General features: G+C 32.3%; 20 protein-coding genes. 9 read left to right on the top strand and 11 right to left on the bottom strand.

Annotated features, from left to right (window positions below; all coding sequences use genetic code 11):
• Positions 1-62: 62 nt before the first annotated feature.
• Together Z053_RS28020 and Z053_RS0106360 are read right to left on the bottom strand one after the other, a co-directional pair.
• Positions 63-590, bottom strand: coding sequence for a TlpA family protein disulfide reductase (locus Z053_RS28020; protein ID WP_025664203.1), 528 nt, complete (start codon positions 588-590; stop codon positions 63-65).
• A gap of 64 nt (positions 591-654) precedes the next feature.
• Positions 655-1,452, bottom strand: coding sequence for a hypothetical protein (locus Z053_RS0106360; RefSeq protein ID WP_025664202.1), 798 nt, complete (start codon positions 1,450-1,452; stop codon positions 655-657).
• 88 nt (positions 1,453-1,540) lie between these two features.
• Between Z053_RS0106360 and Z053_RS0106355 the strand changes: the two genes are divergently transcribed.
• The 3 genes from Z053_RS0106355 to Z053_RS0106350 all read left to right on the top strand — a co-directional run bounded on the left by Z053_RS0106355 (position 1,541) and on the right by Z053_RS0106350 (position 2,542).
• Entirely contained in the window at positions 1,541-1,918 is a 378-nt protein-coding gene (locus tag Z053_RS0106355) for a winged helix-turn-helix transcriptional regulator (RefSeq protein ID WP_025664201.1), read from the top strand.
• Between the two features lie 85 nt (positions 1,919-2,003).
• Positions 2,004-2,165, top strand: a complete 162-nt coding sequence (locus tag Z053_RS31365; RefSeq protein ID WP_160170056.1) for a hypothetical protein — start codon at positions 2,004-2,006, stop codon at positions 2,163-2,165.
• Between the two features lie 17 nt (positions 2,166-2,182).
• On the top strand, positions 2,183-2,542 hold the full coding sequence (locus Z053_RS0106350; RefSeq protein WP_025664200.1) for a nuclear transport factor 2 family protein: 360 nt from the start codon (positions 2,183-2,185) through the stop codon (positions 2,540-2,542).
• A gap of 51 nt (positions 2,543-2,593) precedes the next feature.
• On the opposite strand, the gene Z053_RS0106345 is transcribed toward Z053_RS0106350, so the two are convergent.
• Positions 2,594-2,905 (bottom strand): monooxygenase, encoded by a 312-nt coding sequence (locus Z053_RS0106345; RefSeq protein WP_051475997.1) that lies wholly within the window; start codon positions 2,903-2,905, stop codon positions 2,594-2,596.
• Positions 2,906-2,921: 16 nt separating this feature from the next.
• Positions 2,922-3,308: a hypothetical protein gene (locus Z053_RS0106340; RefSeq protein WP_025664198.1), complete on the bottom strand. Its 387-nt coding sequence runs from the start codon at positions 3,306-3,308 to the stop codon at positions 2,922-2,924.
• 109 nt (positions 3,309-3,417) lie between these two features.
• On the opposite strand from Z053_RS0106340, the gene Z053_RS0106335 reads away from it, so the two are divergent.
• The 4 genes from Z053_RS0106335 to Z053_RS0106320 all read left to right on the top strand — a co-directional run bounded on the left by Z053_RS0106335 (position 3,418) and on the right by Z053_RS0106320 (position 7,751).
• Complete coding sequence (locus tag Z053_RS0106335; RefSeq protein ID WP_035095304.1) at positions 3,418-3,777, top strand: winged helix-turn-helix transcriptional regulator; 360 nt, start codon at positions 3,418-3,420, stop codon at positions 3,775-3,777.
• A 147-nt stretch (positions 3,778-3,924) separates the two neighbouring features.
• Positions 3,925-5,124: an imelysin family protein gene (locus Z053_RS0106330; RefSeq protein WP_025664196.1), complete on the top strand. Its 1,200-nt coding sequence runs from the start codon at positions 3,925-3,927 to the stop codon at positions 5,122-5,124.
• 99 nt (positions 5,125-5,223) lie between these two features.
• Positions 5,224-6,642 carry a di-heme oxidoreductase family protein gene (locus tag Z053_RS0106325; RefSeq protein WP_025664195.1) on the top strand — a complete coding sequence of 473 codons (1,419 nt, stop codon included), beginning with the start codon at positions 5,224-5,226 and terminating at the stop codon, positions 6,640-6,642.
• Positions 6,643-6,644: 2 nt separating this feature from the next.
• Positions 6,645-7,751: an imelysin family protein gene (locus Z053_RS0106320; RefSeq protein WP_025664194.1), complete on the top strand. Its 1,107-nt coding sequence runs from the start codon at positions 6,645-6,647 to the stop codon at positions 7,749-7,751.
• 98 nt (positions 7,752-7,849) lie between these two features.
• On the opposite strand, the gene Z053_RS0106315 is transcribed toward Z053_RS0106320, so the two are convergent.
• Positions 7,850-8,260, bottom strand: coding sequence for a hypothetical protein (locus Z053_RS0106315; protein WP_025664193.1), 411 nt, complete (start codon positions 8,258-8,260; stop codon positions 7,850-7,852).
• A 251-nt stretch (positions 8,261-8,511) separates the two neighbouring features.
• Between Z053_RS0106315 and Z053_RS0106310 the strand changes: the two genes are divergently transcribed.
• Positions 8,512-9,015 (top strand): hypothetical protein, encoded by a 504-nt coding sequence (locus Z053_RS0106310; protein WP_025664192.1) that lies wholly within the window; start codon positions 8,512-8,514, stop codon positions 9,013-9,015.
• A 100-nt stretch (positions 9,016-9,115) separates the two neighbouring features.
• On the opposite strand, the gene Z053_RS0106305 is transcribed toward Z053_RS0106310, so the two are convergent.
• The 5 genes from Z053_RS0106305 to Z053_RS0106285 all read right to left on the bottom strand — a co-directional run bounded on the left by Z053_RS0106305 (position 9,116) and on the right by Z053_RS0106285 (position 14,473).
• Complete coding sequence (locus Z053_RS0106305) at positions 9,116-9,943, bottom strand: ATP-binding cassette domain-containing protein (RefSeq protein WP_025664191.1); 828 nt, start codon at positions 9,941-9,943, stop codon at positions 9,116-9,118.
• Between the two features lie 5 nt (positions 9,944-9,948).
• Positions 9,949-10,719: an ABC transporter permease gene (locus Z053_RS0106300; RefSeq protein WP_025664190.1), complete on the bottom strand. Its 771-nt coding sequence runs from the start codon at positions 10,717-10,719 to the stop codon at positions 9,949-9,951.
• 90 nt (positions 10,720-10,809) lie between these two features.
• A complete protein-coding gene (locus Z053_RS29900; RefSeq protein ID WP_025664189.1) occupies positions 10,810-12,624 on the bottom strand; it encodes an OmpA family protein in 1,815 nt (604 codons plus the stop codon).
• A gap of 35 nt (positions 12,625-12,659) precedes the next feature.
• Entirely contained in the window at positions 12,660-13,778 is a 1,119-nt protein-coding gene (locus Z053_RS0106290; RefSeq protein ID WP_025664188.1) for a TMEM70/TMEM186/TMEM223 family protein, read from the bottom strand.
• Positions 13,779-13,789: 11 nt separating this feature from the next.
• Positions 13,790-14,473 carry a hypothetical protein gene (locus Z053_RS0106285; protein ID WP_025664187.1) on the bottom strand — a complete coding sequence of 228 codons (684 nt, stop codon included), beginning with the start codon at positions 14,471-14,473 and terminating at the stop codon, positions 13,790-13,792.
• A gap of 456 nt (positions 14,474-14,929) precedes the next feature.
• Here Z053_RS0106285 and Z053_RS0106280 point away from each other — a divergent pair, with 456 nt between their 5' ends.
• The gene (locus Z053_RS0106280) at positions 14,930-17,866 is read left to right on the top strand and encodes a DUF4132 domain-containing protein (RefSeq protein ID WP_025664186.1); all 2,937 of its coding nucleotides are present in this window, start codon (positions 14,930-14,932) and stop codon (positions 17,864-17,866) included.
• Between the two features lie 59 nt (positions 17,867-17,925).
• Here Z053_RS0106280 and Z053_RS28010 read toward each other — a convergent pair whose 3' ends face one another.
• Positions 17,926-19,386: an AAA family ATPase gene (locus Z053_RS28010; RefSeq protein ID WP_025664185.1), complete on the bottom strand. Its 1,461-nt coding sequence runs from the start codon at positions 19,384-19,386 to the stop codon at positions 17,926-17,928.
• Between the last annotated feature and the right edge of the window lie 74 nt (positions 19,387-19,460).

The raw sequence follows: 19,460 nt of genomic DNA, 5'->3' as shown, positions 1-19,460 counted from the left end.
CGAGCCATAAGACGTGTATATATTTAAAGATATAGGTAATTTGAATTCAGTATTTGATATCATCAAATTAATTCTTTTATCTTTTTAATGATATCCAATTCATCTCCAGATGTAAAACCTTGTTTTTCCCATACTATTTCTCCAGTTTTACTAATTAAGAAAGAGTGTGGCGTACTAGTAGCATTCATTTTATGCATTAAATTTCTTTCGACATCTAAATATACATCAAAGTCCCACTTATTGTTTTTAACAAAAGGAGCTACTCCATTTGCATATCGTGGTATATCTACAGAAATAGCTACTATATTAATTCCAGTTTCATTTTTCCATTGCTTATAAACATTAGAGATTGTAGAAAGTTCCTTTTTGCAAGGAGCACAACAGGTGGCCCAAAATATGAGTAGTGTTGGTTTTTCATTACTAATTATATTCTGAGAATTGATAGATTCTCCATTAAGTGTTTTAATTAAAACTGATGGCATTTTAATGCTTGTTTCTGATTTTTTATGATTCTTTATTTTAGTAGTTGAAAATGCGCTTATACTTATTGCAAATAAGGCAACGATACCTATTGATATAATTTTTTTCATCTTTTTAAATTTTTATAAAAAATGAGGATTGACAACCTAAAGTATCAATCCTTATGTTTTGTAATTATTGTGGGAAATTAAATTTAGCATGTATTCCATCAATCCTCGTAAGAGATTTCACTAATAATGGTGCTACTTTCTTAAATTCTGGGTCTGCAATTAATCCGTAATAAGCATTCGTATTATTCCACTCAACAATACCTGCCATATGAGGCTGTAAAAGATAATCTGCTGTCGATAACCCCTTTAAAGGCTTTAGGTTTGCTAGGAAAGCTGGTGATCCATATTTTTTTTTGACATCATCGGATTTTTTGAAATACTCGGGCAATAATTTTTCTGCTTCTGGTGTTAACCAAGCATTAAAAAATTCATATGTTTTGTCTTCTCTAAAAGTAATCATCACATCTTTATCTACAGTATAATACGCTAATTTAATAGACGTTAAAATTGCATCTCTTACAGGAAATAGTTTTTGAGCTTTACGATCTGCTAATAACTTATCTCGCGCTTCAATATTTGGCCATTCAAAAATAGCCACCATTTGTGGGACTACTTCTCCTCCTACTACGGCTGTAACTTGTAAACTTCCAAGCATCTTTCCTTCATATTTTGCAGCAATTGGTAAGATTTTAGAAAAATATTCTTTGTTAAGGTGTGCTTCTTTACCTCCTTCTACAGTGGCATAAGCTATTTCAATCACTTTTCCGGCTTTTAAAAGAATATTAGCTTCTTTTATATTATTTTCTATTTTATCACTTGTCATGGTTCTAACTTTAAACTCTTTATCTTTAGCTAAAACAGTAAAACCTATACATAAAGCTAAGCCTATAGCTACCATTTTCTTTTTTTTCAAATTCTTCATTTTTATAATTTTATTTATTTATTACACAAATATATTTTATGTTTGTATACAGCACAAAAACACAGGTACATACAAATAAGTTCGTGTAATGAGAAAAGAAACATCAACAAATTTTGAGAATCAAAAAATTTTAGAAATGTCATGTGGTCTTTCATATGCTGTTGAGTTAATAACAGGACGATGGAAAGTAAACATTCTTTGGAATCTTAATAGAGGAGTAAACCGTTATGGGCAATTAAAAAAAAGTATTCCGGGAATATCAGAAAAAATGCTAACTCAAAGACTTCGTGATATGGAAACGGATGGATTGATTATTAGAAAAGACTTTAAAACAATTCCTCCACACGTAGAATATTACTTATCTGAAGCTGGCAATCAATTAGTTCCCGTCTTAAACATGTTATGTAAATGGGGAAGTAAGGTGAGAGATATTACCAGATTGGAAGAAGTAAAAAACAAAATATAAAAATTCGGCTTTGTGTTAATCCAAAAAGTTAGCATCTTTTTACATACTACGTTTCTTACACAAACCGTTAGTAGCAAGTCACACAATGAATCTGATAAGACTTAAAAATATTTCAGATAATTATTTCCAACAGGCCTGGAAACTCTATGAGAATGTATTTCCTGTTGTAGAGCGAAGAATATTGGATGCTCAGACTCATATGATGAAGAAATCTATCCCGTTAGATTACTCGATTGTTGTATCATAAAACATATTACAAAAATAATGAAACCACGAATATTAATAGAAAAATGGGTTGAAATATTCAACGAAGGAAATGCAGACAAAATAGCAGAATTGTATCATACAGATGCAATTAATCATCAAGTAGCTAATACTCCTATTAAAGGAAAAAAAGCCATTAGAGAAATGTTTGCTGCCGAATTCAGCACAGCAGATATGACTTGTATTCCTGAAAATATATTTTCTGATGGAGATTGTGTTATTCTGGAATGGAAAGATCCTTTGGGGTTAAGAGGGTGTGGATTTTTTCAAGTAATTGATGAAAAAATCAAATTCCAACGTGGGTATTGGGATAAATTATCATTTTTAAAAATGCACAACCTTCCGATTCCGACCGAATAAATCATAAAAACAAATAAACCATAATAAAGTTAAATTACTATTCATTACTTTTTAACTTAAAGGAGCGTTATTAATTTTACTTAAATCTTCTAACACATCAAAGATATGGTCTGTTATTTCGGTGATACCAATTCTATTAAGTCTTTTAATATGCATTTCTCTATACTTCATTAAATACTCTTCATTTTTGAATAAATAAGTCGAGCCAAAATGAGACGTTCCTTCTTCATGAGTCCATATTTTCCAAATAATACCTTCTTCTTCAGTAATACTTTTTGCTAAACTTGTATTGCCTTCCATAAACTCTTGTGTTACAGGACCATCATATTTTAAATGGAGATCCCAAATCTTTAGTATACTCATTGTTCCTAAGTTTTAATTATTGTTTGTATTGATTATGCTTCAACTTTACATAGCTTAGTATGGATAGTAAAGTAAAAAATGCAGGGTCTGACCAACCAAAACCGTAGAAAACACCGGTGTAAATTGCATAGAGTGTTATAAGTACTCCCAAAATGTTTGTCCACAATAAACTCGTTAAAATTTTTCTGGCATACACACTCTTTTCTTCTACATCTCTAAATAGAAGGCTAATAATTGCAATTCCTCCCAGGAAAATAGTAGTGTGTTGTGATAAAAAAACCGAGTATTTATCGTTTAGTTCAAGTCCATAATTTGGCCATAATAGGTTAGGAATAAAAAACAACCCCAATCCGAAGACCGTATAAATCACCCCGTGAATTGTTAAAAATGTTTTAGTACTCATATGGTATTTTTTTGTTTTACACTGCAAAATTAAAGTATATAGTTTATTTTTGATACTTATTTACAAAAAGATACTAATTTCCTTTAGGAAACTATTAAATTATTTGACAATGAAAATACAGCAGGAAGAACCATTATCAAAAGAATGTATACAGCAATTAAGAGCTATTAAAGACACTATGGAATTACTGTCTGGCAAATGGAAAATACAAATAATGGGTACATTACTTCGAGGTGGAACTATGCGATTTATGGAGTTAAAAAGAACCTTAAATGGAATAGCTCCAAAAAAATTATCAAATGATTTACAAGAACTCGAATTAAATAAGCTAATCACCCGAACAGTAAAAGATACTAAACCAATTACCGTTGAATACTCCTTAACAGAACACGGAAAAACGTTAGATAATTTGATAGTCGAAATTATAGATTGGGGGCTTAATCACAGAAAAGAGATTATTAAAAAATAGAATACTCTGTAGTCACAATGTGTACTATTATAATAATTCGTTTTGGTTTACAATATTTTATTTAAATTTAATCTAAATAAACTTGTTTACTTAATTTCTAACATTTAGATTTGCCCCTTATTTATAACCAGTCTAAATTAATGTAGAATGAAATTTAACATTCAAGTGATAGCTTTAATTACAGGTGCTATCCTAAGTATTGTAAGTTGTAGTAGTGATGATGATGCTCCAGCTAACGAAACTGTATCAAAATCTGCTGTAATAAAAAACTATGCTGATATCGTATATCAATCGTATAAAGATTCATACGACAAAGCTTTAGAAATGCAAACCGCTATTAATGCTTTTGTAGATAACCCTACAGAGAATGGATTTCAGACTACCAAAAACGCCTGGCTTGCAGCAAGAGAACCTTATGGTCAAACTGAGGCCTATCGAGAGTCTAACGGACCAATAGATGAAGGAAAAACTGAAGGCCAACTTAACGCATGGCCTCTTGATGAAAATTACATAGACTATGTTCGTGATAATTCTGGAGGTGTTACTTCAGAGGGAATTATAAACAATACTTCTATAACAATAGGTGAAACTGCCCTAATTGGTTTAAATGAAGGAGCTGGTGGTAATGGTGTGCTTGATAAAAATATCAGTACCGGTTATCATGCTATAGAATTTTTGCTTTGGGGTCAGGATTTTGCAGATCCGTCTAACGGGTTACCTGGACAAAGAGCTTATACCGATTATGTAACAGGTAGTTCTGGCACTAATCAAAATCAAGACCGAAGAGGTACTTACCTTAAAATAGTGACAAGTATTTTGGTTAAAGATCTTAAATCTCTTGTTGATACATGGGTAGAAGGTGGTACATATAGAAATACGTTCCTGGCATTACCAGAAGATGAAGCCTTAAAAAATATGATGTCTGGTATCTTTTTTATGACAGGAGAAGAATTATCTACAGAAAGAATGGCTGTTGCTGTAGAACAAAATCAGGAAGATGAACACTCTTGTTTTTCTGATAATACACATAGAGATATTTATACCAATGCCAAAGGTGTAAATAATGTGTTATTTGGAGAATATGGTAACATTAGTGGTCCATCTCTATATGACCTGGTTAAACAAGCTGATTCTGGTCAAGCAGAAAAACTTAAAGTTGCTGCGGCATTATCGATATCAAGAATAAATACAATTCTTAACAATATTAGCACCACCAAAAAGTTTGATCAACTTATAGAAGAAGAAACTCTAACTTCTGGTGGTATTGTTATTCAAGCTGTTCTTGCATTAAGAGATCAAGCTAAAGAAATAAGTGCTTCGGCATCTAAATTAAACATTACATTATAAGAGCCACTCAATATTAATGCTATTGTTTTGAAAAGTGGAAAAGTCCCCCATGCGTATGCATGGGGCTTTTCTTGTTAAAAAAACCACACTATTACTTTTATGAAAAAAAAGTTTTTATATTATATCCTTTTCAGTTCTTCTTTACTATCAATTTTTGGATGTAGTGATGATGAATACACAGACCCTACTCCAACCAACCGAGCTGTTTATGAGGACGGAGAAGAACTCTTGGCTGGTAGACTTACTATTAACTCACAAACCAGTAATGCTTTTGGGAGAGCAATCCCTGGCCTTTCTGACGAAGAACAAATCGCTTTTGGTATAGGCAATTCTTTATTTAATCAAGCATGGGTATCTTCTCCTGCATCTACTACAGCCAGAGATGGCCTTGGCCCCACATTTAATAGCAGAGCATGTACCAGTTGTCATAGCAAAGATGGTCGAGGGCTTCCTATTACAGATAATTTTTTAGGTTCAAATGGTTTTTTAATGCGAATAAGCATGCCAGGAGCAGATGAAAATGGAGGCCCCAATCCTGTTACCAATTATGGAACTCAAATACAGGATAAAGCCAATAGTGGTATTTTGCATGAGGCAAAAATAAGAGCAACCTATGAAATTATAGAAGGGTCATATCCAGATGGAGAAACATATACGCTTCAAAAACCTATATATGAAATCTATGATGAGCAGTTTGGATCACTACAAGGTGTATTAACCTCTCCTAGAGTAGGTACTCAAACTATTGGAATGGGATTAATTGATGCTTTACCAGAAGCCTCTATTTTGGCACATGCCGATGAAAATGATACCAACAACGACGGAATCTCTGGTAAACCTAACTATGTATGGGATGTAAAAGAAAATCAATTAAGACTTGGCAAATATGGCTGGAAAGCAAATCAGCCTTCTTTAGAACAACAAGTTTTTAGTGCATTTCACGGTGATATGGGACTTACAACTTCTTTTTTACCAGTAAATAATTGTCCAACTCCCCAGGTAGATTGTATAGATGCTGCTAATGGTGGAGAGCCAGAAGTAACAGATTTACAATTAGAAAGAGTTCTATTTTACCAAAGAACTTTAGGAGTTCCCATACGTAGAAATTTTGAAGATGAAAATGTATTAAAAGGTAAAGTACTCTTTAATGATTTGCAATGTATATCGTGCCATCAAACCAAATACACAGCAGGTAATTCACCTTCTACCCCATTAATCGAAGGTGTTGTATTCAATCCATATTCAGATTTTTTATTACATGATATGGGAGAAGCTTTGGCAGATAATAGACCAGATTTTAAAGCAGATGGAAGAGAATGGAGAACACAACCTCTCTGGGGTATAGGTCTAATTGAAACTATAAACAACCATACTTTTTTTCTTCATGACGGTCGTGCAAGAAACATTGAAGAGGCCATTTTATGGCATGGTGGAGAAGCTGAAAATAGTCTTAATGAATTTAAAAAATTGCCTAAGTCACAAAGGCAAGAACTTATTGCATTTATAAACTCACTATAACAATGAAAACATATCTAAAAATAGCTAACACCATCATTATTATTCTTTCAGTTCTTATTACCTTCTCTTGCAATAGTGATGATAAGAATACGAATGAGGATCCTGATCGTAAATTTAATACTTCACAAATGTTATCCGACATCACTTCGAGTAGTATTCTGCCTTCTATATCATCATTTAAAGATAAAGCAATAGAACTAGAAGAAAGTGTATCCAATTTTGCTTCAGATCAATCTGAAGAAAAGCTACTAATTGCGCAAAACAAATGGAAAGAAGCTGCAAAATCTTATGCAAATATATATGTCTTTAATATCGGAAGGCCCAAAGATCTATTCATGCACGAACTGTTATTTAATTGGCCTACATTTACAGAAGATATAGATAATTCGATAGCACAAAATACCGAAATAATTGCAGAATCAATTAGTACTAGAGCCAAAGGACTTACAGGGATTGAATATTTATTATTTGCAAATAGAGGTACATCTAATGCCGATATAGTATCTCTTTTTACCGCTACCCCAAGAAGAACTGAATACCTAACAAGTATTACAACCAATTTTAAAGAAAAAGCAATTTTACTTTCAGAGATATGGAATGAAAATGGAGAAAATTACTCGAATACCTTTATAACAAATACAGAAACTGGATTAAATGGCTCATTAAATATGATATTTAATGGCATGTTTAATGTTGCTGAAACTATTAAAAAAGCAAAATTAGGAAAACCCGCAGGCCTTGAAAACACATCAAGTACCAACCCTCAGATTCTACAGGCTTTTAGAAGTGAAATTTCTCTTGATTTGATAGAAAATAATATTAAAACTATCGAAAGTGTATATTTTACCTCTTCTGGATTAGGAATTTCTGATAATGTAGAATTTATTACCAAGAATTCGACTATTAATGATCGTATCAGAACTCAGTTTAATCTAATTTATACTGCCATAAACAAAATTACAATGCCTTTACATCTTGCTATAGATCAACAAAAACAATCCGTAGAAGAAGTTTATAACGAAATCAAAACCTTGGTTGTATTGTTAAATAACGATGTAGGAAGTACATTATCTATTATCATTACACCTACAGATAATGATGGAGATTAATTCATACCGAATATATAAATAGGCAGGCCCTATTCTACGTATAGAATAAGGCCTGCCAAACTCAACCCACTAACTAAACTAATAGATAACTAAACTTGTTATTGCATCATTTTTTTGGACAGTTCTTGTAACTGTGCAGATTTTTTCTGCATATAATCACTTAGTTTTTTTACATCATCTGCAGAAAGATTCCCCATTACTTCCTGAGCTTTTGTTCCTAATTTTTGTCCTTGTTCTCCAAGAGAAGCGAAAGCTGTCATATCCTTACTTTCTACTGCTTTTTTATACTCTTCGATATAAGCTTCATAAGAGTTCACATATTCCTGAACTTTTTTGTCGCTAAAATTAGGCACTCCGTTAGCAGATTGTGAAGAAGTATTCTCTTCTGTTTTTTCTTCAACTTTTTCTACTTCGTCTCTAGAATCTGATGTATCTGATTTAGTTTCACTCTTACATGATACTGCTAGTATCGCTATTACTAATGAAAGATTTAAGATTACTTTTTTCATGATTTATTTATGTGTTAATTATTTATGATTTTTATTCATATTGATACCACAAATTTGATGCATTTAGAAAGGTTGCCAAACACCCTTTTCAGTGAAAAAAGAACACCCTGAAAACAGGGTATTCAAATAGCAATCATAAATGGGTGATGAGATAAGAAGAAACAGAACTTTTAATCTCTTCTTTTATATTAACTGTATATATTATACATTTATAATCTTACAACATAACACCCCTCTATAAATTAAGATCTATGACGATACAAGATATTATCAACTGGTTTGCAAATAATCCAAATCTTGTACTTGGGTATTTTGCTGTTATTATTGGTATATCTTTACTAGGGTTAATGTTTGTAAATCAAAAAAATTTTCGATCTCCGATAAATTATTTTTATGGAATCTTAGTCTATGCGGTAACTATTCCTGGATTATTGGCCTTAATTATTGTTTTGTACAGTTTTTTCTTCTTAAAGATTAACCTGCTTCAGGTCAATATATTGGCCTATTTTGTTCCTGTCGTTTCTATGTTTGTTACCTTATTTATTATTAATAAAACGGTACCTATGTCTAGAATTCCAGGTTTTGAAAAACTTTCTGGCTTATTTATCATTGTTGCGATAACTTTTATCATTACCTATATATTGCAACGTATGTTTTTTGGAGTCTTTTTTGTTGGTAGATTTCAATATTTAATACTATTCTTTCTTGCATTACTTCTGATTCTAAGAATCGCCTGGAAAAAAATTATAAAATAAAGGATCTTAGCATCTCATCCACAAGCAAATTTCTAAGTATTTGATTATATACTGCCAGATGCTAAAACAAGTTTAGCACAAGGTGTAGATTACTAGATTATTACGAATTAAGCATAGTCGCCTTTATTTGCTTAACAATTTCGATATGATCTAGTCCAAAATCTTTCCAGGCAAGATTTAATTCTTTCATATCAAAATGTTTAACAATAGTACCATAATCAGCACGTTTTCCATCTACGGTAGGATAGCCAATTACATAAATACTATCTGCCAGTTCTACCGCTAATTCTATATCATGTGTAGAATAAATAATCGTATTAAATTCGTGTGTAGACGTAATTAGATTAAATGCGTTTTTAACATCTTCAATATTTCCTACATCAAGCCCCGAAAAAGGTTCATCCAGAACCATATAATGGCCAGAACATAGTATCTGTTCGATTATTGCCGTACGCTGCCTTTGTCCCCCGGATAACTCGCAAGGGTACTGGTCTTTTACTTTTTCCAAACCCCAATCAGACAGGTAACTCATTATTTTGGTATGCTTTTCTTCTTTAGAAATATCTTTTTTACGAAGTGCAAACAGTAATGCCTGATACACGGTTTTATTTCTAAACAAGGTATATTTTTGATCTACAAAACCAATATCTCCTTCATGTACTTCTTTGGCATCATTTTCTGAATCTGTTTCTGTATCGGCAATTAGTATTTTTCCTGTAGTTGGCTTGATCAAGCCTGTCATCGCTCTAAACAATGTAGACTTACCTCGACCAGAACGCCCTACAAAAGCAATAACCTGACCCGTAATATTGTTTTCCCGAATAACATCTTTTTCTACAAAATTAATATCCTTTATTACAGTTTTATCACCATAGGCGACACTTAAGTTTTCTACATATAATAATGTATTATGCGTACTATAGTTCATTCTACTTATATTTTGGAGTATCTAAAAAAAGCTTTTCTCAAGTAATCTAAAACAAAATCTATCGACAGGCCTACTAATAATATTACTATTTGTAATGCTATAATTCTACCGTGATTCATGAATTTATCAGAATTTTTAATCAAAAACCCTAAACCACCGGCCGCTACAAGGATTGATTCTACGGTTACCAACATCATCCAAACGATAGCCAGATTTTGCCTGATTACTTCTATAACATGATCTATTCTTCCTTTTACAACAACTTCCCATAGTACTTCCCATCGATTACATTGTAAAGAACGTGCATGATCGAATTCTTCTTGTGGTATCGAGCTAATCATACTTAATAATGATGTGGTAAGATATGTGGTCATAAATACCACCAATACCCAAACCTGCATGGTTCTGGCATCACTAATAAGGATCGCCAGGTAAAAAGATATACCCGTAAGTGGAAGATAACGTAGCTTACTTAATGTTTTTGCTATTGGTGTTACTACAGGAATCGTAGATAAATAAGTAACGATTAAAGAAATAATAACTGCTATAAGTATTGCTTTTATACAAAGTAATAGTGAGCTGCCAATATGTACCACCAGTCCTTCATTATAAAGCTCTGTAAATCCTGTTAGTACTTGCTGTGGAGAAGGGAACAAATGTCTCTCTCCCATACTAGAAACGAACCAGAAAATCAACACTAATGCTACCCATATACCTATAATAAGTAATCGGCTATTTTTGCTAACCTTTTCGAACGGTTTAAATAAATACTTCATAATACACTGGTTAATAAAAAAGAAAGCCGTCTAATATGTAAAATCAATATTTTACAAACATAAGACGGCTCTTATTAATTGGATGCCATGTTATTTCAATAATGTAATAACTACTCGTCTGTTTTTGGCTCTACCGCTACTGGTAGTATTTGTTTCAATTGGTTCATCTTCACCTTTTCCGATTACAGATTGGAAACGGGATTGAGGGATTCCTTTACTTCTTAAAAAATTAACTACAGATTGTGCACGTCTTTGTGATAAATCATAATTAGATTCTGCAGAACCTGTATCATCGGTATGTCCTTCTAATCTAAGTTTTGTATCCTCTGCCTGAATAAGAAGGTTATAAATTGTTTCTAAAGTATTTGCAGATGATCCCGAAATATTTGCACTTCCGGTATCAAAATTAATATTCCATTCTCCAGAAGCTAAAACTTCTTCGGCTTCTTTGGTGTAATCTGGTTTGTAAGCAGAACCAGCATCAATATCATTTATATTTTTAATAAAATAAAGATTAACTGCTTCGTCATAAGGTACAATCCTTTTAACAGATTCATTAAACCCAAACGGATTAAGTTCATTTAGATAAGAAGATACCTGATTATAAACAGCTTTATATCGATTGGTTCCATCTGTAATACCATAATATTGCATTACATCTGCATAGTTAAATACTCGTGATCCTCCCATGTTATAATCGATACCATTTTTACTTCCTTTTTGGCCTTTAAACATATCATACCAATACTTTGGAGTTTCTAAATCATATGTTTTGGCAACTGCTTCAGATGCTCTAACTCTCCATTCGTCATATTGCTTCATTTGATTAGAAGCTGTTAGCGCCGATTTTAAAATATTACTAACAATTTCGGGATGTTTTACAGACCATTCTTTTACAGCAATAACTGTAGTTGCCATTTGGTTGTTAAATTCTCGTGTAGATATAATATCTGTGAAACCGTTTAACTCATCAAAAACCATTTTATCTCCTGGAGTCCAGGTAGCACATCCATCAACTTTTTTATTAATTGTTTTTCCTGTTAATTTTCCGTTTCTCACTTCTTTAAGAGGAACTGTCCATCCTGCTTTTTGAGATTTAATAAGCTCTTCTGCAGATTTAATATAATCATCATCCTGTGAAGGATAAAAATTCACAGCATCAGGATCATAAGTAGTAACATCAGGATTTACCTTTAAACCATTAGCAAAGGCATAGTTTAGAGCGGTTACCCAATCTCCATCACCTAATACGGCAGATATCAAAGCTCCTTTCATACTTTTTGGATCAACTTTCCAGCTTGGCGGGCCAATAAGTTTATCTTCACCATAACTAAGTCCTACTGCACCAACTACCTGCACATGGTATTTATCTTTCCCAAATTTATCATCTAAAGCCTGTTGCATGGTACTGATATAAAAAGGAGCACCATCTCCCATCATCATAATTGCAAATGCACTTTTATCTGCGTCTGGGAACTCTTCTCCTCTATCAAATTCTTCAATGAATTTCATTTGCATATTTCTCAATTCAGAAAGCCAATCCTGACGGATTATCTCTAAATTCACTCCATTTTGCTCCATCAAAGAACCTTTGGTTGTTTTTGGTCCTCCGTTAGAAACGATAATACCCGACTGAGCATTCCATGCATATGCCGCCATTCTAACAAGAGGTTTATTCTTCACACTATTTGAAAGGCTGTTAGAAGGCAATTCTAATTTTTCTGATGTAGTAACATTATCTACTTCATCTTTATTTATATTTAACTCATCTAATTGTTTTGCTTCTCCTACTCGCAAACCTGGAGCAAAATAATACACTGCACCTAAGATAGCTCCAAGTAAAATAATTACAATGATAAGCTCGGATAATGTAGTGAGTTTTTTTGTTCTTAAAATTTTACCCATTTTTTAATTTTTATTATAGTTTTTATTTCGGTTAGTTAGTCAAACATATTCCCAAAACCACCACTTGCCTCTTTATCTTCAGCGGTTAGTTTGTAGTTAGGATTTTTATATTTTTCAGAATCAGGAATATAGTCTTTCCCTGTTTTAATATTATCTGCCAAAGTATCTAATTGCGAGTACAGTTCATCACTATCCATATCATATTTAGATGTTAGCATATCGATATCTGTTAGGTTTTCCTGAGTCTTTGCTATATCCATAGCAATGGTTTCTGTGATCACATCTAGTGCATATTCTAACTCCCAATCTTTGGTAAATAACATAGCTGATTTTGCTCCATCTGTTGCTGCTTTTGCTGACTTTGCAAACTGATATTCTTTTTCGAGCATTTTGATCGTTACTTCAAAATCAGAAATCTTAATATCTATTGCCGTACCGGCAAGCGTTAGTTTTCTATCCAGTTTCCCCATAACATTGGCTCTACTACCATATTTTTGGATAAAACTTTTACTCTGTTTTAATTGATGAGCAACTTGCTGAGATTGTGATAGTTTTTTTGCTAAAGCACTATGCAATTCTACATATTCATCAGTATCCTTACCTGCATTACCTTTTTCGGATACTATAACTTGCATTTTATTTCTAATCTTTTCTGCCTGTTTTTGCAATGTTACCACATGGTCCTGAAACTCTTTAGACTCTTTTTCTGCCTTAGAAGCTTCTAGTTCCATTTTACTTTTCAATGCTTTTATCTTAGCCTTAGAATCTTTAAAGACTTTTCTATTCATGAGCATTTTTTGTTTTTGCTCCTGTAATTCTCCAAAAGGATCATGTTTTATTAAGGATTTATGGATTCCTCTTGTTACTCTGCGTAAGAATTTTAAAATTACTGGTAACATCATGATAAAAAATATCACAAATACGGCTACTCCTGCAAGTGCTATTACCTGCCCTAATGCTGTAAACAAAGGTGGTAATACATACACCCATGCAGCGTACCCTAAACCAGCAAACAATGCTATTTTAAGAAAAGCATTTAGTCCCTTTTCTCCATTTCTCCAATTATTAGGGTTTAAAGAAATTTCCCCTTTTTCATCATCAAAATGTTTTAAAATAGGTAAGTCTAATAAGTGGCTTTTTGATTCTTGATCCATTAATGTATTGCTTATATATTATTTTTAATCCCCTCTACAACTGCTGATATTGTTTCCAAAATTTTTGATCTTGCTTTATCGTTAGCAACAATTTTTTGGTCTATCTCTGATACTTCAGAAATCATATCTGCATCAACCGACTGAAGTAAGTCTTTTTTTACGCTGATTTGATTCTGAATCTCAATTAATTTTTTTTCTAAATCAGAAATTTCAGTATTAAGGGTATCTTTTCTATTTTTTTGAGTACTCAAAATCTTAGATTTCTTAGAGTTCCCTTGATTCTGGTACTGCTTATGTACTTTCTCGATTTCTTTAATGTAAAAATCAGCTTGTGTAAGAAGTGAATTTTTAGACACATTCGAGTCTACTCCCTGAGCCATTGTAAAAGCCATCTTATATACAGATGGATCATTAGATCCAACTGCTTTGATCGCTTTAAAAAATTCATAAAAATCATATCCCGGCTTATTAAGAGACTCAAAGCCGGATTCGTACATCTCTATAATTGTAGTAAGCACACTATCACTTACCAAAGTTGCTTTTGGAGGGTGTACTGGAAATTTAGAAACTGATTTCCCCGATTCTGGAAAAGAATTAGAACTAGGTGGTGTTGAAGTTGTTTCTATTGGTTTTTCTCCTTCTGAAGTTTCGTCGTTAATAAAAAGACCTTTCCAGTTAAATTTTTCTTTAGCCATTTAAAATATTTTTGATGAGCTCATTATTGCTAAAATACTGATCCAGGAGGTAAATTTATATAAATTCTTATAAATATTATTGTTTTTTTTAACCTTACCAAGCCATGGATTAAAAGCATTTAACAAAACAAATGATCTTGTATGATTTCCTTATTGATTTATAGACTTCATTATATTAGTGTAATAAGAACACAATTTGTTACAACTCATATACGATACTCTTAAAATTCTAAAATACGTCTTTTTACATTATTATTACAATAAAAAGGATTACAAATGTCTTAATCTATTTCCAAAAATGTATTTTAAACAATACGATATTCACTTCTAAACAGGCCTAAAACATTAAAGCCAAACAACTGATTTTAAATATTAAACAGGATACGAAAGTCCTAAAACCGAATTTGATATAGATCAAATGATACCTTATAATTTAGATTGACCTTTGTAAAAAAAATGAATGAAGATATAATTGAACTGGTTGCTCAAAGAAAAAAACAATGGGTTAACGTACTTCATGATTTTCGTAAAAAAATGTACAATGACCATGACAGAGAAAATTTTGAAAATATCTTAAAGTTTATTTTTGGAGAATCTGATGAGTTACCACAAATAACAAGGTCAAAAATAGATACTTTTGATCGTTTAGCTACCTTATTTAGTCCGATACAAGAATGGAGTTTTATCGATCAACGTCTTCTTGCATTTATATGTAATGATACATTTTTTTATGTAAAAGATACCAATGCTGAAGGATATTATAAGGTTTTTTTTAAAGAATGGTTTCTGCCTCAACTAAAAGTCGAAAAAAAAGAAGAAGATCTCTTTGGTTTAACTCTAAAAGTTTTGGGTCTTTTTAATATAGATACGTGGACTTCTCTTTCTGCGTATTTAAATGCAACAGAACAAGTTTCCTTTTTAAGAGAAGATAAAACTGTTAATTCTGTGGGAGAAGTAATACTCGAACTCGTCAAAGAAGATGAGATAAGAATCATACAATTATTAGAAAACGAAAATTACATAAAACCATTATTGTCATTACTAGGTACTACAGAGCAAAGTTTACTCGACACACTTTTAGAAAAGCTTCCTCTATACTATACAGGAAAAGAAGCTCAAAAACATATTCGCTTTAGTTGGTTAGAAGAATTGTGTAAAATTGATCTAAAAAAATTCGAATCCTTCGTAGTAGAAAAAATGGAAGGTTCTGATTGTATTTGTTCTGTGATGCAATGTCACAGGATTTTATTTACCCGTGCCAGAAAAAAGTACAGGAAACCAACTGTAGCGCATATAAAAAAAGTGCTTCCCTATATTTCTGAACGCAAAAATTTAAGTCAAAATAATTGTACTTCTAATTGGCCTTCTACTACAGGATTATTTCAGGATGACATCCCCAAATTTATTGGTTGGGTATGCAAACATTTTAGAAAAGAAACAAAAACCGAATTGTTTTCATTTGCAAAAGATACAAAACAACTAAATCTAGAGGTTGTTCAGCATATTGTTGATTGTTACAAACAAGATGCTATAGAAATTGCAATAGAAGCATTAAAAACAAACATAAAAGATAATACTACTATTGCACATTACAGGCAAGCTTTTGCACTGCTCGAAGGGTTAGATTTCTCAAAATATTATGATCTGATATGGGATATCGCATGTTCTGAATATCAGGACCTGGCAGATATAGCTGCTTCTTTATTATCTAGATATCCAACAAACGATATTTTTCACAAAGCAAAAGAACTAACCTTGTCAGAAAAAAAAGAGGAAAAAAGAGCTGGAGTTTTTGTTTTAAGTAAAATAAGATGTGAAGAAGCAATCGCTTCATTACAACCTATAGTCGAAAAAGAGATTTTAGAAGATGTACGTAATATTGCTGTGTGTACATTTTATAATCACAAGAATCAGAGTAAAATATCTATTGAAGATATCAAAAAACGTATTCACCTAGCATTGCAAAGAGGGAAACTAGATAACCCTATCCCTAAATGGACCGGGACATTACCCGAATTACAATGGCAGGACGGTACTACGCTATCAAAAACCGAAACAAACTACCTGTTTTACAGACAAATAAGCTCTAAAAAAATTGATGTAGATATAGAAGCAGAACCCATGTATGCTCTACTAGATCAGAAAAAAGGTGCTGACTTTGCTTATGACTTGTTTCAAAATATGGTAAAAAACACGGGTATGAAAGTAGCTGCAAAACCAGGTTTTGCTATTTTAGGAAAGTTGGGAGATCACCGATTGGCCGTGCCTCTGCAAAATATTGCTATACATGATAAAAATATAAACGCCTGTATTATTCTGGGGATTATAGGAACACGTAGAGCTGCATTAGCATTAGATCAAATCATTCAGCACTTTTATGTGAAACACCCCAATGTTCGCTATGCAGCAGAAGAAGCGTTTGAATCTATAGCAGAGCAATTGGGACTAACCTATTTTGAATTGAAAGATAGTATGATTCCTGATTTCAATTTTATAAATCAGAAAAAAGTATTGAGTAACGGGTATGTAATATGTATAGGCCCACAGCTTAAGTATAGTTTTAAAAATCAACGGGGAAAGCAGGTGAAATCAATCATCAAAACATCTGAAGATATCAAAACAACGTTAAAAAACTTAAATGTTATACGTAAACATACCATACAACATTTTAAGCATAGCTTAGAGAATTACCTGGTTATACAGAAGTTTTGGAAAACAAAAGATTGGAAAAAATTATTTCTCAATCACCCCATTGCTTTTGCCTGTGGCCAAACTCTGATTTGGCAACAAAACAATGAAGACACCTTCATCGTAGCTGCAAGTGGTAAATTAAAAAACTATAAGCAGGAACCTGTGAATATTAATCATGACGACCAGATACGACTAGCACACCCTATTTTCCTGAAGTCTAAAATAAAAACGAAATGGAAAAAATATTTAGAGAATCAAAAAATAACTCCAGTTATTCAACAATTAGATAGAAATATAATACAACTTCCCAGGAAGTTATATAGGGTAACATTATCCACAAATTTTAAAGGCAGAACCTTAACAGCAGGAAAGTTTAAGGCCAGAGCACAAAAAAGAGGCTGGAGAAGAGGAAGTATTGGAGATGGCGGAAGTATATTATCATATAAAAAAGCTTTTAAGGAGGGTAGAATAGAAGTTTTTGTAGAAACTTATAATTTACAAATCCAAGGGATGTTTGATAAAGAGATGATTTTAGGAAAATGCTTTTTCACTCCCTTGGGGTTTGTTCAAACTGATAGTTTTTGTTTTTCAGAACCGCGAAATGAAGCAGATCATCGCCTTATCACATTACAGGATGTTCCCAAGATTATTTATTCTGAAGCAATGAATGATCTCGAAAAAATCATGAATGACGGCTCGTAAAGAAAAATCAAAACAAAAAGAAAAGTTTAAAAACTTTGAAAATAATAAGATGAGTACTTCTATTCTTCTTCAAAAAGAATAATTTCTTTTACCGTTTTTAATATTTCTGGGATATCTTCTTCGGTTAACATCATCAATATTTTTTCTGTAATTGGAGTTATCGAAACAATCCTATTAGCCTGGCGTTCTATAATTTTTTCAAACAGATTTCGTATTGTTCTTGCATTTCCAAAACCTCTATGCCTCTTTTCATATATTCTATCCAGAATTTCCATTAGTTTTTCTTCTGCATCTTCAGTAAGGATAAAATCAGCTTTTTTTGCAAAAAGTTTGAAAATGCTTAACAGTGCTTCTGCAGTAAAATGATCAAACTCAAAATATCGGTTAAATCGAGATTGAAGCCCTGGATTAGCTTGTATAAATTCCTGCATTTCGTCTGGGTATCCTGCTACAACAATAACTAAATCATCCCGTTGATCTTCCATTCGTTTTAGCAGAACTTCTATTGCTTCGTTTCCAAAATCATTAAATCCTCCAGAAGTAAGTGAATATGCTTCATCAATAAACAAAACACCGCCAATAGCCGATTTTATAATCTCATCTGCTTTGATTGCTGTTTGCCCTACGTAGCCAGCCACCATACCTGCTCTATCTGTTTCTACCAAATGTCCTTTCTCCAGATAACCGAGATGTTTATATATTCTTCCTAGCATACGCGCAATTGTAGTCTTACCAGTACCAGGAGGCCCCATAAAAACTGCATGCAATGAATTAGAAGAAGTCTTCAACCCTTTTTCTTTTCTTATCTTTTGAACCTTTAGAAAATTAGTAAGATCATCAATATTCTTTTTGATCTCATTAAGACCTATAAGTTCATTGAGTTCCTGAAGTACAATCTCGAGGGTATCATTTTCTGGCACTTCATTATATCTGGCTTCTTTTACAACTATTTTGGGGTGATTTGCCTTATGTGATACTCGTTTTAAAAAATCTCGTTCTTTCTCTGTAATTATTCCATCTGCATTAACGACCAGTGAGGCTATTCGACTTAAAAATGAACTTATACCCATTGAATGGTTATTTTTGAATTTTGCCAAAATAACTGGTAAGGCAAATTCGGTCTTAACCTCATCAATAGATTCAAAAAAAGAGGTGTTTCTGATCGTAGCTACATTTTTACTAAACTGAGATGATAAAGGAAGTTCATTTAGCTTTTTTAGGTCATAAGTCTTACTTAAATCATTTCCTTGTAGTTTTTCATAAAAATACACCAGAATAAATTTCACTTTTGCTGATACTTTAGCAGCATCAGCATGTATCTCTATAAAATCATCAACTACCCTAACAATATCATGCAAAAGTATATGTTCTGCTTTATAATCCACACTCTGAAAACTATCATCTACAATAGAGGTGATTGTATTTCTAAATTCATTATTTGTATTTAAATTTTGGCAAATTGCCAATGCTTTATTTCCTTCTTTTTTAAGGATGTCAAGATATGCTGAAGAAATTTCCAATACCCCTGGTTTTTTAAATAAATGTATACTATTGTTTTCAATCTTTTCACCAAAGATAATGAACTCATTTAATA

The sequence above is a fragment of the Aquimarina megaterium XH134 genome (assembly GCF_000520975.1).
GTDB lineage: Bacteria > Bacteroidota > Bacteroidia > Flavobacteriales > Flavobacteriaceae > Aquimarina > Aquimarina megaterium.
The sequence above is the reverse complement of the archived record's forward strand: the minus strand, read 5'-3'. Positions and strand labels throughout refer to the sequence as shown.